General features: G+C 50.0%; 14 protein-coding genes. 5 read left to right on the top strand and 9 right to left on the bottom strand.

Annotation, left to right across the window (positions count from 1 at the left end):
* Positions 1–8: 8 nt before the first annotated feature.
* The 4 genes from NE473_RS04595 to NE473_RS04580 are packed head-to-tail and all read right to left on the bottom strand — an operon-like array spanning position 9 to position 4884.
* Entirely contained in the window at positions 9–1382 is a 1374-nt protein-coding gene (locus NE473_RS04595; protein WP_055649312.1) for a sulfatase family protein, read from the bottom strand.
* Positions 1383–3008 carry an extracellular solute-binding protein gene (locus NE473_RS04590; protein ID WP_006775469.1) on the bottom strand — a complete coding sequence of 542 codons (1626 nt, stop codon included), beginning with the start codon at positions 3006–3008 and terminating at the stop codon, positions 1383–1385.
* 29 nt (positions 3009–3037) lie between these two features.
* Positions 3038–3937, bottom strand: coding sequence for a carbohydrate ABC transporter permease (locus NE473_RS04585; protein ID WP_055649310.1), 900 nt, complete (start codon positions 3935–3937; stop codon positions 3038–3040).
* Positions 3938–3948: 11 nt separating this feature from the next.
* Positions 3949–4884, bottom strand: a complete 936-nt coding sequence (locus NE473_RS04580) for an ABC transporter permease (protein WP_022031030.1) — start codon at positions 4882–4884, stop codon at positions 3949–3951.
* Positions 4885–5186: 302 nt separating this feature from the next.
* Between NE473_RS04580 and NE473_RS04575 the strand changes: the two genes are divergently transcribed.
* The 4 genes from NE473_RS04575 (at position 5187) to NE473_RS04560 (ending at position 9674) form a co-directional block, all read left to right on the top strand.
* Entirely contained in the window at positions 5187–6662 is a 1476-nt protein-coding gene (locus NE473_RS04575; protein WP_242866075.1) for a sulfatase family protein, read from the top strand.
* A gap of 13 nt (positions 6663–6675) precedes the next feature.
* Positions 6676–8922, top strand: coding sequence for a helix-turn-helix transcriptional regulator (locus NE473_RS04570; RefSeq protein ID WP_256265167.1), 2247 nt, complete (start codon positions 6676–6678; stop codon positions 8920–8922).
* 105 nt (positions 8923–9027) lie between these two features.
* Entirely contained in the window at positions 9028–9348 is a 321-nt protein-coding gene (locus NE473_RS04565; RefSeq protein WP_070102758.1) for a type II toxin-antitoxin system Phd/YefM family antitoxin, read from the top strand.
* Complete coding sequence (locus NE473_RS04560) at positions 9345–9674, top strand: type II toxin-antitoxin system RelE family toxin (protein WP_055649307.1); 330 nt, start codon at positions 9345–9347, stop codon at positions 9672–9674. The genes NE473_RS04565 and NE473_RS04560 overlap by 4 nt, the downstream gene beginning before the upstream one ends.
* 80 nt (positions 9675–9754) lie before the next feature.
* Here NE473_RS04560 and NE473_RS04555 read toward each other — a convergent pair whose 3' ends face one another.
* The 4 genes from NE473_RS04555 to nifS all read right to left on the bottom strand — a co-directional run bounded on the left by NE473_RS04555 (position 9755) and on the right by nifS (position 13833).
* Positions 9755–10909 carry an N-acetylmuramoyl-L-alanine amidase family protein gene (locus NE473_RS04555; protein ID WP_155521562.1) on the bottom strand — a complete coding sequence of 385 codons (1155 nt, stop codon included), beginning with the start codon at positions 10907–10909 and terminating at the stop codon, positions 9755–9757.
* Positions 10906–11985, bottom strand: a complete 1080-nt coding sequence (mnmA, locus tag NE473_RS04550) for a tRNA 2-thiouridine(34) synthase MnmA (RefSeq protein WP_039892431.1) — start codon at positions 11983–11985, stop codon at positions 10906–10908. Before mnmA ends, NE473_RS04555 begins: the two co-directional genes overlap by 4 nt.
* Positions 11986–12032: 47 nt before the next feature.
* Complete coding sequence (gene nifU / locus NE473_RS04545; RefSeq protein ID WP_006775479.1) at positions 12033–12470, bottom strand: Fe-S cluster assembly scaffold protein NifU; 438 nt, start codon at positions 12468–12470, stop codon at positions 12033–12035.
* 178 nt (positions 12471–12648) lie between these two features.
* Positions 12649–13833: a cysteine desulfurase NifS gene (gene nifS, locus NE473_RS04540; protein WP_006775481.1), complete on the bottom strand. Its 1185-nt coding sequence runs from the start codon at positions 13831–13833 to the stop codon at positions 12649–12651.
* 224 nt (positions 13834–14057) lie between these two features.
* Between nifS and NE473_RS04535 the strand changes: the two genes are divergently transcribed.
* Complete coding sequence (locus tag NE473_RS04535) at positions 14058–15641, top strand: putative polysaccharide biosynthesis protein (RefSeq protein WP_022031037.1); 1584 nt, start codon at positions 14058–14060, stop codon at positions 15639–15641.
* A gap of 87 nt (positions 15642–15728) precedes the next feature.
* Here NE473_RS04535 and NE473_RS04530 read toward each other — a convergent pair whose 3' ends face one another.
* Positions 15729–16487: an SH3 domain-containing protein gene (locus NE473_RS04530; RefSeq protein WP_055649306.1), complete on the bottom strand. Its 759-nt coding sequence runs from the start codon at positions 16485–16487 to the stop codon at positions 15729–15731.
* Between the last annotated feature and the right edge of the window lie 22 nt (positions 16488–16509).

Here is a 16509-nt window from a genome sequence, read left to right as displayed (position 1 = left end):
TTCCTCTTTTACATCAGAAACGGATCTCTCGTTTTCCTTAAATAGGATTCTATCACCTCATCATAAGCATTGGCCAGGGCAGACCCCTTATCCAGTTCGATGGGATTTAACTGGAGAGGATCTTTCTGATTATCGTAAAACAGCCGTCTCTGTGTCGCAGATGGAGATGTTCCATTGTCAATAATATAGGTACTGTCCTTCGTCCTAATCCCCCGCCAGCCAAATGCCTTGTTATTTAATCCCAGCTTCCGGTACTCTTCCACCAGTTCCGGCATGCCCGGTATCATGCAGAGAAAGGCATGCTCCGGTTCCTCCTCCATGGATTCCCCCCGGGCCAGGGAGGCAAAGCTTCTTCCCTGAACCGTGTCGGGAACCGCTGCATCCAGCAGTTCTAACAGTGTGGGCATATGGTCCTGACTGGCAATCAGGGCATCAGTGCGTCCGGCCGCTATCCGGGGCCCCCTGATATAGAGAGGGATCCGGATCGACTCATCGTACCAGATGTTCTTTCCCATCAGGCCATGGGAACCCATACAATCCCCGTGATCCGCCGACAGTACGACAATCGTATCTTCTTCCAGGCCCTCCCGGTCCAGATATTCCATGATCCGGCCGAAATTATCATCCAGTCCTTCTATGGCTCCGTAGTACTCTGCGAATTTCTTTCGGAACGCTTCATCGGATCTTAACTCCTCCGGAACGTTTCCGCGAAATACAAGTTCCTTTCCCCGGTAATGGTCCGCGTATTTTTCCGGAAGCAGATCGTAAGGGGGATGGGGCGGATTCCAGGACAGGAACAGGCAGAACGGCTTCTCCTTATTCCGGTTGTCCAAATAATCCAGCACCACATCCGTCTCATGCTCCGGCGACCAGGTTCTGCCTTCCATCTTTTGAGGGTCGTCTCTCCAGTAATGGGGCGACATATGCTGATCCATTGCTCCGTAGGAATACCAGAAATCAAAGTGATGGCGTCTCTCTCCCGGAGGAGTAAAGGCATCCCAGTTCACCGCGCCGGATTCCGGCTTTTCATGAAAGTTCATCTCGCTGGCGTCGAGATGGTATTTGCCCACATAAGCGGTCTCATACCCGTTTTCATGAAGGACATCGGAGATGGTTACCTCCTGAGGCCTTAACATGACAGCTTCGTCCAGACCGGTCTTACAGTTGGTCCACATGCCGCAGCAGTACGGATACTTCCCGGTCAGCAGAGAGGCACGGTGGGGCGAGCACAGCGGATACGTGCTGACCGCGTGGTCAAATGCCATGCTCTCCCCGGCAAAACGGTCCATATGAGGCGTGCTCACATGATCCTCTCCCGCCGCACCAATGGCCTGGGCACGCCACTGGTCGGCAAAGATGTATAACAGATTCTTCTTTTTCATTTATCGGTCTTCTCCCAGAAATGTCTCATACGCCTTCTGATTGATTTCCAGCGCCCGGTCGATGCCTCTCGCCTTTAACTCCTTGATAAAGGAATCATATTCCGAATCAAAATCATTGACACCGAGGATCCAGGACTGGAATTTTTCATCTACATAAGGTTTGATGCTTGCCATGATGTTTTTATACTCTGTCTCATCATCTGACGTATACTTTAACGCCATTTTTCCGTCGAGGTAAGGCGGCAGGGAATCGTCGAACCACTCGTCATGACCGTTGTACAGCTTATTTGCCTCGATTCCGTCTTCCTTCATGGTCGCATACTCGTAGTCTCCATCCTGGCACATACCAATCCGGTACTGGGCGCCGATGGAGCGGAGATATCCGATCGGAGTCAGCTCAGACTGAAGAACCTTGTCAGTAAAGTGCTTACTGCCATCGGCATCCCTTGTGAAGGTATCTCCCTCGATTCCCCAGTTCATTAAGTCGCTTCCTTCCTCCGTGAAGAAGTAGTCCATAAATTTAATTACGGTCACAGGATCCTTGCACTGGGAAGAGATTCCCCAGCCTACGCCAGGATATCTGGATACACGTTCCTTAACGACGCCGTTCTGGTCAGCCGGCGGTGCGATGGCCACCATCTGAAATCCCGGAATGGTCTCCTGAAGCGTGGTATTATAGTTTGCCGTACTTACCCAGTCGTGTGTACAGCCCCCGACATCTCCGCCAAGCAGAGTATCCCGGGAGGATGCCCCCCTCGTGAAGATTTCCGGATCAATTAAGCCTTCCTGATACCATTTGATCATATTTGTAACGCCTGTTTTAAAGTTTTCTTCCAGAGGCTCGTATTTCATCTGCCCGTCTCTCGGATAAAATTCAAGGCTGGTATCCCAGAGATACAGGTACTCATCCGGCTGTTTCCATCCGGCACGGTCAAACAGCGGAATCTCGTCCTTTAATCCGTTTCCGTTGGGATCTTCATTGCGGAACGCGTACAGCACATCATGAAGCTCATCGACCGTAGTCGGAGCCTTTAAGTTCAGCTTATCCAGCCAGTCCTGTCTGATCCACCAGAATTCAGCGGCCTTCAGTTCCTGATTTTTGGGAATCTGGTAGATATTTCCGTCCAGGGAATACGCCGTCTGGCGGAATCTGGCATCCTCATCCAGCACCTTCTGGATATTGGGCGCATGCTCTTTAATCAGATCATTTAACGGAATCATGCCGCCGTCGCGCCCCAGCTTTTCCAGTGAGGAAGCATCTACGTAACCGATGATATCCGCCAGATTGCCGGAGCTCATCATCAGGTTAAATGCCTCTTCTTCATTGGAATTCGAAAGGGAAATAGTGCCCTTCAGGCTTACATTCGTTCTCTTTGCCGCCTCCTGCCATACCTGCCAGCTGGAATCGAACGGCATATTGTTAAAGTTTAAAAATACGGTAAACTCCTTTGGCTCCTTACTCACCAGACTGCCTTCCAGCGTCTCCTCCGCAGCGGCCTGTCCGGTACCGCTCTCCTCTTTTGCTGCCTCAGTGCCATCGCTGCCGCTCTTTGCAGAACAGCCTGCCAGTGTACCCGCAAGCATTACTGCCGCCATTGCCGCCGCCATAAGTCTTCTTTTTCTCATTGTGTTACCTCCTCATAGATATATTAGTTTTAACCCTTCACGCCTCCAACGGTGACACCGGTCTTAAAGTATTTCTGCACAAACGGAAATACCACCAGCATCGGAACAATGGCTATGATTATCATAGCATAAATTACCGTGGTTGGAGAACTTAATGAATTCTGTGTTACGATTGCCGCCTCCGAGGCATTGGCCACCCTGTCTACAATCATCTTCTTTAACAGTACCTGCAGCGGCGCCTTTCTGTCATCATTTAACAGCTGCATGGCCCAGAAGTAACTGTTCCACCGGTTAATCGCGTAAAACAGTCCCACCGTAGCCAGCGCGGGCTTGGAAAGCGGCAAATAAATCTTGAAAAATGTGATGATATGGTTGGCTCCATCGATAAAGGCCGCTTCCTCCAGCGCCTCGGGAAGCTGCTCAAAGAAGCTCTTCATAATAATCAGGTTGTATGTGTTGATCGCAAATCCAAGGACAATGGCCGTTCTGGTATTTAGCAGACTGAAATCCTTGAAGGTTAAGTACATGGGGATAATTCCCGCGTTGAACCACATGGTGAATATGGTAAATAAAGTAAAAAACTTGCGGAAAACCAGCTTCTTTTTACTGAGAGCATAGGCCATGGTCGTCGTAAAAAGCATATTTACCGCCACACCGGCAACCGTGTAGAATATGGTGTTTCCATATGCCAGCCAGATGCCGCTCTTCTTCACTGCCTCCCTGTAGCTTGCCAGTGTAAAATGTTTGACTGCAAACATCACATCGCCGCTCTCCACATAATACGGCTGGCTGAGCGAAGCAATCAGCACGTAATAGATCGGATAAAGCACAACCAGACTGATCAGAATTCCAAGGATTGCCATACCGATGTTAAATACCTTCTCGCCTGTTCCGATTACCTGTCCCTGATGGTTTTTTTTCTTTTTCATCTCGCTCCTCCTTACCAAAGTGCCGTATCGGAAAGCTTACGGCTTAACCGGTTGGCCATGGTGACAAGTATCAGCGCAACGACCGCCTCGAACATACCGACCGCGGTGGCAAGGCCGTAGTTCCCATTTTCAAATCCAAGACGGTAGGAATACGTAGCGATGATATCTGCTTTGGCAAACGTGGACGGCTGGTACAGCAGGAGGATAGCCTCGTATCCCACCTTTACCATCTTTCCGATATTTAACACCAGCATGGTGACAATCGTCGGAAGAATCGCCGGTACGGTAATATTCTTGATTTTCTGCCATTTTCCGGCGCCATCCACAGTGGCCGCCTCATACAGCTGCGGATCGATTCCCATGATTGCCGCTATAAAGACCAGCGCATTGAAGCCCGCATTCTGCCACAGGGTCATAATCGTGTAGATCCCTCTGAAATACTGAGGCTGTACCATAAAGTATACCGGCTCCATTCCCAGCTTCTCCAGGATCATATTGACGATACCGGTACTGGGAGACAGAAAGTTGACCACAATACCGCATACGACTACGACTGATACAAAATGGGGAAGAAGCGTGGTCATCTGTGTCATCTTGCTGACAAACTTGTTCTTCATCTCCGTAACCGCGATTGCCAGAATGATCGGTATCGGGAAACAGACTACCAGCTGCCAGAAGGAGATCATCAGTGTGTTTTTCAGAACCCTTAAAAAATCCCTTCCTGTTAAAAAGGTAATAAAATTGTCCAGCCCCACGAAGGTGCTTCCCGAGATTCCCTTAAATATGTTGTAATCGTAAAAGGCAATCGCCAGACCGGCCATGGGCTTGTAGGCAAAAGCCAGGAACCACAGGACACCCGGAAGCAGAAGAAGGTATAAATCCCAGTTCTTTCTGACCTGGTGCAGGCAGGATTGTTTCTTGTTGTTTCCACCCGGTTGCTTAAGCATTTGTAACTCCCCTCTCATAATGAATATTGTTCGAAATGGTTCAGCTCAAAATTAAAACAGGCAGATTTGCGGCTGAAGCGTTTCTCTGAAATCCACTTTATACCGGTTCTGCAGGAAAAGTAAATCACTGTTTTTCAGGTCATCTGCAATAGGACTGCTTTTTTATATTCATTTTTCAACTCATCACCAATTCACCCGATTCGCGTCATTTTGTTGATTTTTACTGCGCGTTCCCTTATACTCGTTTTACATGCTTTTCAGTGAAAGTATTCTGTTACAGTAAATGAATGGGGGTAACTATCATGCAGCAGCACAAAAATATTTTAATCATCATCTGCGATCAGCTTTCCGCCACGGCGTTAAGTGCCTATGGCAATACATATTCTGACACACCGAATCTCGACAGACTGGCGGCCGGGAGCGCCGTCATGGAGTATGCCTATACATCCTGTCCTCTTTGTCAGCCAGCCCGGGCCTCTTTCTGGACCTCCCGCTATCCGCACCAGACCGGCGTGCTCTCCAACCTGCCGGATCAGGGCTTTCCCGCGGTTTCCGACGGGATTCCGACGCTGGGAGAACTGTTTTCCCGTGCCGGTTATGACTGTGTACATTTTGGCAAGACTCATGACTATGGGGCTCTGAGAGGATTTCAGGTGATTGAATCCGAGGAAATCCACGTTCCCCGCACGAATCCAGCCATCAAATTCGACTATGAAACCTTCCTGGATATCGATACCACGGAAAAATCCGTCCAGTACCTGTCTTCCAGACCAGAAGGGCCGTTTCTCATGGTCTCAGACCTGCAGAATCCGCACAATATCTGTGCCTATATCGGAGAACACAGCGAAGGATACGGGGATTTCCCGCTGGAACGGGAGCTTCCGCCTCTGCCGGAAAATTACGATTTTAACGATATTGCCAACCGGCCGGAATTCATCCAGTATCTCTGCTGTGCCCACAGAAGACAGCGCCAGGCCAGCGGCTGGAAGGAGGATGATTTCCGCCACTATTTATACGCCTATTACTATTATCTGGCCATGGTGGACAAACAGATCGGGCAGATTCTCGAAGCGCTTGCAGAAAGCGGAGCTGCAGACCAGACTATGGTTGTATTTCTGGCTGATCACGGGGAAGGGATGGCGTCTCACCACCTTGTGACAAAGTATGGCGCTTTTTACGAGGAGACAAACCGGGTACCATTTTTCTTCTCGCTCCCTGCCGGAGATAACAAATCCGGTACTCCCGGCTCCTGTAATAAGAATGCAGCCCCACTGTACAAAAAACAGAACCGCATCGGCGGCATCACCTCTCTTCTGGACCTGGTTCCCACGCTTCTGGACTATGCAGGCATTCCCTGCCCGGCTGGAGTGGAAGGGATTTCCCTCATGCCACAGATCACGGGGGCAAAGACCCGTTCCGACCGAACCGCAGCCGTGGCGGAATGGTACGATGAATTCCGTGATTATACCGTCCCCGGACGCATGATCTGCGATGAAGAGTATAAGTATATCTGTTATCTGGAACCGGACAGCGAGGAGCTCTACGACATGAAACGGGACAGATATGAGAAAACCAACCTGGCAGGAAAACAGGAGTACGCCCCGGTTCTGGAACGATACCGTTCCCTGCTGAAACAGCATCTTAAAAAGAGCGACGACCCTTTCTTCTCCCTGAAGACGGCAGGTACCGCAGGCTACCGCCGCCATCCGCTGGGATTTGAGCATCATCAGGGTCTCAGCGCGGTGGAGAAGTACGCCCTGGAGATTAAACGAAAGTAGATGGTCTGACATTATGTTTTCATCTGGTATCTATAAAAACCGCCTGTATAAAATTCTGATTACAACCGGTACTATTGTTATCACTCTGCTTGCGGTACTGTCGGGCAGTTACCTTCATCTGCAGCAAAAAAGCAGCTATATTCACAATCTGTCAAACTCCACGGCGGCGCTGGAAGCCAATTCCAATATTGCCATGAATCTGATTTCACGGGCAGTTAATGATGTCAGCCGTGATAAGAGCATCACAAAATGGGTAAATTCTTCTTCCGCCAATGATTTTTATTTCAACTCCATCACTGCCTTAAAACAGCTGAGAATCATCACGACGGACTCCTCCATGCTCAATTATGAGCTGGCCGTTACCACGGTAGGACCGCTTGAATTTGACGGAAACACCTACGGTATGGTCCTGGATCAGTCGGGAACCGTGGACAGAGATCAGTTTTTAAGACGCATCAAGGGATTATCGGTAGAAGAAATGGAATCCATGGATCACCATTTTTCCGCTTCCAACCGGCCGTTTTGCCTGCCGCATTACGAGGAGGACCGGTTAAAATCCGTTTACTATATCGTAAAAGATTACCGGTATTCCTCCAGCCTTCTCTGCTTTGTAACCATTCCGATTGAAACCCTCACAGGTTCTGCCAGGCCAGGCCGTTTTCTGCTCTGCAGCGACGACCGGCTGCTGGCGGTAAGCCATCGGGATGACGAGATGGATGAACTGTTTTCCCAGCTGATAAATCTGGGAATGAAAGCGGCTGGCTCCGGCATCGGACAGCAGGAATACTTCAAGCTGGGGAAGGAATACGTATTTCCCACAACCCTGCCCGCCATTGGCTGGGAAATCGCCTACATCTATGACAGCTACATGCTGGATTCCGGCCAGATCGTATTCTTTCTGCTGATTCTGGTCACGGCGGCCTGCATTTTCACCTTTTTCATCGCGCTGCTGGTAGAAGCACTCTATAAGCCAATCCGGGAAGTTGTGGAAGATTCCATGGAATCTCCCGAAGACGGAAAACCCATTGATGAATTTAAGATCTTACGACAGAATTCGGAGAAGATAAAATCCTTGAGCAAGACACTGATGGAGGCCATGGACGAGAACGAACGCCTCGCCTCCCAGCAGCAATACCGCCGTCTCCTCTTCGCACCCCAGCCGGAGAGCCATGCAGAATGCGGCGGGGAGCCGGAAGAGGATTACAGCGTGGCAGTCGTGGAGTTCCAGCCGGTAAACGAGGGCTCCTCCCCCAGCTGTATCGTTATTTTAAAGCAGTATGTCCATGAGTTTACCATGAATATACCGGATATGACATTTGTAGACCTGGATTCCGCACGGTGCGCCTTGATCGTAAAAAACGGCGGCACGGATGAAATTCTCCTGCAGCTTTACGAACTGCTCCGCTATCTGACACAGAAGCCCGAGGATGAGACGATCAACCAGTGGATTGCCTTAAGCAATCCCAGAAGCGGCTTAAACCGGATATGGCTGGCCTATCAGGAGACGCTGCGGATTCTGGAATACAAACACGTATACGGCCATGCCAATATCCTGACCTTTGAACAGATCCGTTCCGTGGATGCAGTCACTTATTCCTATCCTCTCTCCATGGAGAACAGGCTGGTTCACTGTATCGTGGAAGGCAAGGAGGAAGCGCTCCAGATCTTCGATCAGCTGATCCGAACGAATCTGGCAGACAAAACACTGTCCATCGAGTCAATTCAAAGCTTCGTTTATGTCCTGATCGGCACACTGGGCCGTGTCTTCCAGGAGCTGAAGACATCGCCGGAGGCCCTTCTTAAGGAAGACTTAAACTTCAAATATTTATACGAGCACTGGAATGACTCGGTAACCATCACCACGCTCCGTCATGCGATACAGGACATTCTCACCGCTGTAAACTGCCGTGGAGAGACCAATGATGAGAAGCTTCTCAATGAGATGATCCATTATATTCACACGAATTACACCGATGATATTATGTTAAACGACATGGCAGACCAGTTTAACATCTCACCAAAATACTGCGGAATTCTGTTCAAACAGCTGAGCGGCCAGAACTTCAAAGACTATCTAAACCGCTATCGAATTGAAAAAGCCAAAGAATTGCTGCAGCAAAAACCGGGGATTAAAATCGCAGAAGTAAGCCTGATGGTAGGATTTAACAGCGCAAACAGTTTTATCCGGGTATTTGGAAAATATACTGGAGTTACCCCAAAAGCGTATATGGAATCCTTAAAAAGTTCCAGTTTTAGTTGATAAAATATACAAAATAGCATATACTATTTATATCAGTTATTTTATCAGTAAATACATCAATATTTATACTGATATCATATACGTTATATCAAAGGAGTGATGATAATGAATATCAGAAGTGCGCTTGAAAATACGATTCCCATTTCCCAATTCAACCGTGGTCTGGCTGGTAAAATCTTTGAAGAGGTAAAACGTTATGGCGCCAAAGTTGTCATGAAAAACAATATTCCTGAATGTGTTCTCCTTTCTCCGGAAGAATATATCCGGCTTTTGGATGAAGCGAATGATGCTCGTCTTTTAGCCACCGCTGCACAACGGATGTCACAATTTAATCCTTCCACTGCAATCTCCCAGGAACAGGTGGATCAGGAATTTGGATTCACACCTCTTGATTATGAAGATACGGAGGGGATTGAATTTGAATGAGTTGGAATGTTAAATACCTGCCTGAAGCCCTTGAAGACCTCCGCAAACTGGATGGCAGCCAGAAAATACTGATACGGAAAGCAATTCAGAAGGTCTGCAGCAATCCACTGCCAGAAAACGAAGGCGGCTATGGCAAAGTCCTGGGAAATAAAAACAACACCAATCTATCCGGCTTTTTAAAAATAAAACTCCGTGGAGCTGGTCTGCGTATCGTATACCAGCTTATCCGACGCAGTGATCATATGCTGGTTATTGTAATCGGCGTCCGGGAAGATGACGAAGTATATGAAATCGCACAAAAACGTGTCCTTAAACATGATTTATAAACAAAAAGAAACGGCAAAGGATCTGCCGTTTCTTTTTGTTTATAAAACCTTTCTGCATCTTATATACCATTTCTGATTTTTTAATTCCCCGCTGCATAATAGGCATCAATCCCATCCGCGATTCCCTTTGCGATCTTCGCACGGTACTCGTCGGTTGCCATCTTTTTATCTTCTTCTGCATTACTCATAAATCCCATCTCTACAATCGTTACCGGGATCTTACACCAGTTAATTCCGCTCATGGTATCAGTCTCCTGAACGCCCCGGTCTTTGAAGCCTGTTGTATCACAGATTCCCTTCACCACTGCCTTTGACAGTGCTGAGCTCTTGCTGTACAGATCTCCATTATAGGGATTTTTGGATGTCTGGCACATGGTCAGCGCACCGTGAACGCTGGTATCACTTAACGAATTGGCGTGGACCCGGACGAAAATATCCGCTCCGCTCCTGTTGGCCATCTCGGCACGCTCTGCATTGCTGATGTTCACATCGTCCGTCTCCCGGATCATATATACCTGATATCCCCGGTTTAGCAGCTCTTCCTTAAGCTTTAAGGAAACTGCCAGTGTCAGCTTATATTCGGGTATTCCCGTCGCATTTCCCTGAGTTCCGGAGGCAACCTTGGCCTTTTTCTCCGATGCCCCCGGTCCAATCGGTTCTTTTTCGGAATTGCCCTTTGCCTGGTGTCCCGGATCAATGGCAATGATCTTGCCGGAACCGTTGCCGGTCACTGCCGGTGCCGCTGTCTCCGGTTCCGGAGCCGGCTGTTCTTTTGACACAAAGCGGGAGGATATGTAGCATTCCTGATCCTGATAGATGACGCGGCTCCAGCTGTCGCTGTACCCGGTCCGCTTCAGAGCCGTTCCCTTTGAAACCGTAGTGATAACCGCACCGTTGGTTCCCGCGCTCTTTCTGATATTAACCTGGCTTCCTGTGACGTATACGGTTTCATCCACCGGTGAAAAAGCAGGAGCCGTCTCTGTCGTCACCGCGGCCTCATGGGCGCTTGTCCCCGCCTGGCTCCCCGGCTTAGCTGCATCCTTTTTCCCGTTTCCGGTCTCTGCTTCTATGGAAACCACCGCTGTCTCTTCTCCGTTTTCCGGCGTGATATCCCCGGAGGCCTCCTCCAGTGCCGGTACCTCGACAGGCTCATAGTTCCTGCCGCATCCGGCCAGCGTCAGGAGGCACACGAGAGCGGCCATGATATAGATTCCGGTTCTTTTTTTCCTGCTCACAATATCGTACCTCCTCCGGCAACGTAGTTCTCCAAATAAAATACAACGGCCTGTCCCGGTGTAATCGCCCTCTGAGGCTCATCAAACCGGCATTCCACCAGATCCTCGCCCACCTCCCGGATGGTGCAGGGAGCGCCTTTGTGGCTGTAACGGATTTTGGCGGTTACCCGCATCTCTCCGCCGTGAAGCCCGTCGATTGCCATCCAGTTAATCCGGCTGCAGCGGAGCGTGTCAGAAAAGACATCAGCCGAGTTTCCGATGACAACCTCGTTGGTCTCCGGTCTGATCTCCGTGACAAAAACAGGATGGCCCATGGACAGGTTTAATCCCTTCCGCTGGCCGACCGTGTAGTGGGTGATTCCCTCATGCCGGCCCAGTACATTGCCATCCAGATCCACAAAATTTCCTTTCGCCGGCTCTTTTCCCGTGTTTTCTTCAATAAATCTGGCGTAATCGTGATCGGGAATGAAACAGATCTCCTGACTGTCCGGTTTATGGGCCACCTTTAGATTGATCCGGTCTGCAATTTCGCGGATCTGATCCTTGGAATAAGCGCCGACCGGCATCAGCGTATGGGCCAGCTGGTACTGCGTCAAATTATAGAGCGCATACGTCTGGTCCTTCGCCGCCGTCACGGACATTTTCAGGGCGTAACGCCCGTTTTCTAACTGTTCAATTCTGGCATAGTGGCCTGTAGCGATATAATCGGCCCCGATATCCAGGCTTCGCTTTAACAGCGACTCCCATTTGACATACCGGTTGCAGGCGATACAGGGGTTGGGAGTACGGCCGTTCCTGTATTCGTCCACAAAATAATCAATTACATTCTCTCTGAACTCTTCTTTAAAATTCATCACATAGTATGGAATCCCCAAATCCCAGGCAACGCGGCGGGCGTCGTCCACTGCGCTTAAGCCGCAGCAGCCTCCGCTCTCCTCCTGGACTTCCGTCTCTTCGTCCTGCCAGATCTGCATCGTGACGCCGATGACATCATATCCCTGCTCCTTCAGCAGCCATGCTGCCACGGAGGAATCCACGCCGCCGGACATTCCTACTACTACTTTTGGTTTATTCATCGTATCACATTCCGTTTCTTCTGCCGGCATCCGGTTCACCGCCGTCTTTAATATTCTTCTTCCACTTCTTCCTCACCGATGTCAGACTTTGGCTTCTTCAGCCCCTGAATCTCGATCCCGTTCTTCTGGGCATAATCCCATAAGGCAGCGTGGATAGCCTCTTCTGCCAGTAAAGAACAGTGTACCTTAACCGGCGGCAGTCCGTCAAGTGCCTCACATACCGCCTTGTTCGTCACTTCCATCGCTTCCTGAATCGACTTGCCTTTCACCATCTCCGTTGCCATACTGCTGGTGGCTACCGCTGCACCGCAGCCAAACGTCTTAAACTTCACATCCCTGATGATTCCGTTGTCATCGATATCGAGATAAATTCTCATAATATCTCCGCACTTCGCATTTCCCACCGTACCCATGCCGCTGGCATTCTCAATTTCTCCTACATTTCTTGGATGTTCAAAATGATCCATAACTTTTTCTGTATACATTTTTTATTTTTCTCCTATTTTCAGTAATATATCGACAATTGACTGCCGTTTTACCGACTCCATTCGCCTTTTCTCCGGCCGGCAGTTTCATTTATGATGACAATTTCTTTATATATCCGCATTTAATTTTTATCATTTAGTAATTTATGTGTGGTCAATCCAGGTAAAAATCCCCCGATTACCGGTTCTGGCGCTTTACAAAATCCTCATATAAAGGTGACATACCGCGCAGCTTTTCTACAATCTTCTTGATGGACTCTGCCACATAGTCCATCTCTTCCATGGTATTATCCGCATTCAGTGTCAGTCTTAACGATCCATGTGCGATCTCATGAGGAAGACCGATGGCTAACAGCACATGAGACGGATCTAAGGATCCTGACGTACAGGCGGATCCGCTGGAACCGCAGATTCCATCCATATCCAGCATAATAAGCAGAGATTCTCCCTCAATAAACTGGAACGCGAAGTTTACATTGTTGGACAGCCGGCTGGTTCTGTGGCCGTTGATTCTCACATAGGGAACCTCCGCCATTACACGGTTCATCAGATAATCCCGCAGCTCCGACTCTCTCTTCGTCCGCTCTTCCATCGTGTTCACGGCAATCTCCACGGCCTTTCCAAAGCCGACGATGCCCGGTACATTCTCGGTACCGCCGCGGCGCTTCCGCTCCTGGGCGCCGCCATGCATGAAGGAACGGGTCTTGATGCCGGTACGGATATATAAAAATCCGATTCCCTTGGGGCCGTTCAGCTTATGGCCGCTGGCGCTCATCATATCTATATGATACTCATCCACATTGATCGGAACGTGGCCGAAGGCCTGAACCGCATCGGTGTGGAAGATGATTCCGTGCTCTTTTGCGATCTCACCGATTTCCTTCACCGGTTCAATCGTTCCGATTTCGTTATTGGCAAACATGATGGAGATCAGGATGGTAGTCGGGCGAATCGCCTTCTTTAACTCATCAAGTTTGATGACGCCATTCTCATCCACATCTAAATAAGTCACTTCAAACCCGCGTTTCTCCAGATATTCGCATGTATGAAGAACCGCATGGTGTTCAATTTTACTGGTAATAATGTGATTTCCCTTCGCCTGATAGGCTTCAGCAGTCGCAGCCAGCGCCCAGTTATCCGACTCGGTGCCTCCTGCAGTAAAGTAAATCTCATTGGTTTTCGCTCCAATGGCCTCTGCAATCGTCTCTCTGGAACGGTTAATCGCCTTCTTGGATTCATTGGAAAACTCATATACGGAAGATGGATTCCCATAATATTCCGTAAAATACGGCAGCATCGCCTCCACAACCTCCGGCCGTGTCTTTGTCGTAGCTGCATTGTCAAGATAAATAAATCGTTTCATACCTGTTAGTTCCGCCTTTCTGTAGTCCTAAAGTTAAAAGCTTCATCTACATTTTCTATTATACACAGATTTCCTATAATTTCAATAGGAATAGTTATCGTTTTCATTATATTTCCGGCGCCGTCAAAGGGCGGACGGTGCTGTCTGCAAAGTGAAGGGAGAAAATGTCATGAAGAGGCCTCCTGTGAAATATATTGTAATAATTCCCATATCATGGAGTTTTCATGAAGGATTCTTTAAAGATTTCCCAAAAACTTTCGCCAAGAAAATATGCCCTGTTTACGGGCACTCTCCTCCTTACTTCTACAGGGCTCATCACCCGCGTGCTGGGGTTCTTTTACCGAATCTTTCTTTCCAGAACCATCGGTGCGGAAGGACTGGGACTCTACAACATGGTCCATCCGGTATTCGGCATTTGTTTTGCCTTATGCGCAGGTTCCATCCAGACGGCCATCTCCCAGTCTGTGGCCGCCAATGTAAGGAAAGGCCGTTCCATCTTCCGAACCGGACTCGTCATTTCCATGTCCACTTCGTTTATCCTGGCATGGCTCATCATCCGGTTCCAGGATTTTCTGGCCGGCAGCATCCTGATGGAACCGCGCTGTGCACCGCTTCTCACCTACATAGCCGTGTCCGTCCCCTGCGCCGCCATCCATGCCTGCATCAATGGCTACTATTATGGTATGCAGCGAACCCGGGTTCCGGCATTCGCTCAGGTCGTTGAACAGTCTGTCCGCATCGGTGCCGTCTTCCTGATCGCGGATATTATGATGGAAGCCGGTGTGGAGATCACCGTCCAGCTGGCTGTCGCCGGCCATCTGATCGGAGAGATTGCCTCCACCCTCTATACCGTCGCAGCCAGTCAGTTCTTCCCGCCGAAGCTGCCGGATGGCACCGATGCAGCTGAGCCGGATTCCAAAGGCCGCAGATTGACAGCGGCGGCCGATTCCTTCCGCCAGACAGCACCGGCCCTTATGGCGCTGGCGCTGCCGCTCATGGGCAACCGTCTCGTCCTGAATATTCTTTCCAGTGCAGAGGCGATCTGGATTCCCGGCTCCTTAAACCGGTTCGGCCTGTCAAACTCGGAAGCCTTCAGTATTTACGGCGTCCTTACGGGAATGGCGCTGCCATTTATCCTGTTTCCCTCCACGATCTTTAATTCCCTGGCCGTCCTGCTGCTTCCCACGGTAGCCGAGGCCCAGTCGGAGGGAAATGAGCGGCGGATCGCAGGCACCATCTCCATGTCCCTGCGCTACTGCCTGTACGTAGGAATCCTCTGCATCGGAATCTTCACCCTGTTCGGCAATGATCTGGGAGTCAGCGTCTTTAAGGATGAAAATGCCGGTTCCTTCATCATGACTCTGGCATGGCTGTGCCCCTTCCTTTATCTGGTTACCACCATGGGCAGCATCTTAAACGGCCTCGGAAAGACTTCGACTACCTTTATTCAAAATGTGACGGCTCTCTTCGTCCGCCTGGCATTCGTGCTGTTTGGCATTCCGAAATTTGGTATCATGGCGTATTTGATCGGCATGCTGGCCAGCGAACTTCTCCTGGCCCTGATGCACATCTTTTCCCTGAAAAAACAGGTGGCCTTTTCCTGGAACGCATGGGATATGATCGTAAAGCCGGCTCTGCTGATGGTGATGGCAATCGGTATCTACTATGCTGCTGGCTCCGTCTGCGATCCATTTGCAGCGCTTCCGCTGTTTATCCGGACCGGCTTTCACATTCTGATTCTGTCCCTCTGCTACCTTCTGCTTCTGGCCGGTGCCCACTTCTTTAAGAGAGAGATTCAGGCGGATTAAGTAAAAAAAACAGAAGAAGGCAGTTACTCCGGGAGCATTTCTTCTCCTGGAGCAGCTGCCTTCCTTCCCGTCTGTCTTCCCTGCCGCTTACATCCCCGGCCCAATCGCCGTGATCGTTCCGGTTCCTCTGCCGTTACCGCTCCCCGGTGCCGTCGATGAGCCCGGACCTGCTGTAGAATTCGTGTTCTGCGTTCCCACGGAAGGGGTCAGCGGCGACGGCTCCACAATAGGAATATCGTCATTCCCGCCCGGTACCGAAGGACCGGACGGCGCAGACGGCTTCTGGGAACCGGACGAATTCGAGTCCTTCTGGCCGGATCCCGCATTATCGCCGGAAGACGCCGCTGCCGTCTCCCGGGTGCCGCTCTCCGGCTTTGAGCTGCTTAAATACTTCTTATAGATATAAGCTTCCCCGCCTTTATAAGTAATCCGCATCCAGCCATTGGCCGACTGGCCCGTGACAGCGACCTTCTGGCCTGTTCCAAAGCTTGTGAGAACATCGGACTTCGTGGTATAGCTGGCCCTCACATGGACCGGCTGTGTCACATACATGGTCTTCTGAACCGCCGTCACGGCATAGACCGGCAGCGCTTCTGTCTCTCGGGGCTTCGACTCCTGAACCGGAGCTTCCGTTTCCGCCTCAGGCGATGTCTCCGGTTCCGAAGACGGCTCAGGATCCGTCTCATTTTCTATTTTTATCATATCGGTCTGCGCTTCCGTGGTACCACTCTCACTGGCCGCATGTTCCCCTGTACTCTTTGTGTTCCCCCCGTTAATGACAGACGAGCAGGATGTGATCATCACCGCCGTTGTCATTGCCAGGATAATTCCCGGATACTTTTTCATGTCGGTCACCTCCGCCTGATTT

Origin of the sequence: Hungatella sp. SL.1.14 (assembly GCF_024460495.1) — a bacterium.
Classification (GTDB): domain Bacteria; phylum Bacillota; class Clostridia; order Lachnospirales; family Lachnospiraceae; genus Hungatella; species Hungatella hathewayi.
Note: the sequence above shows the minus strand (reverse complement) of the source record. Positions and strands in the feature narration are given on the sequence as shown.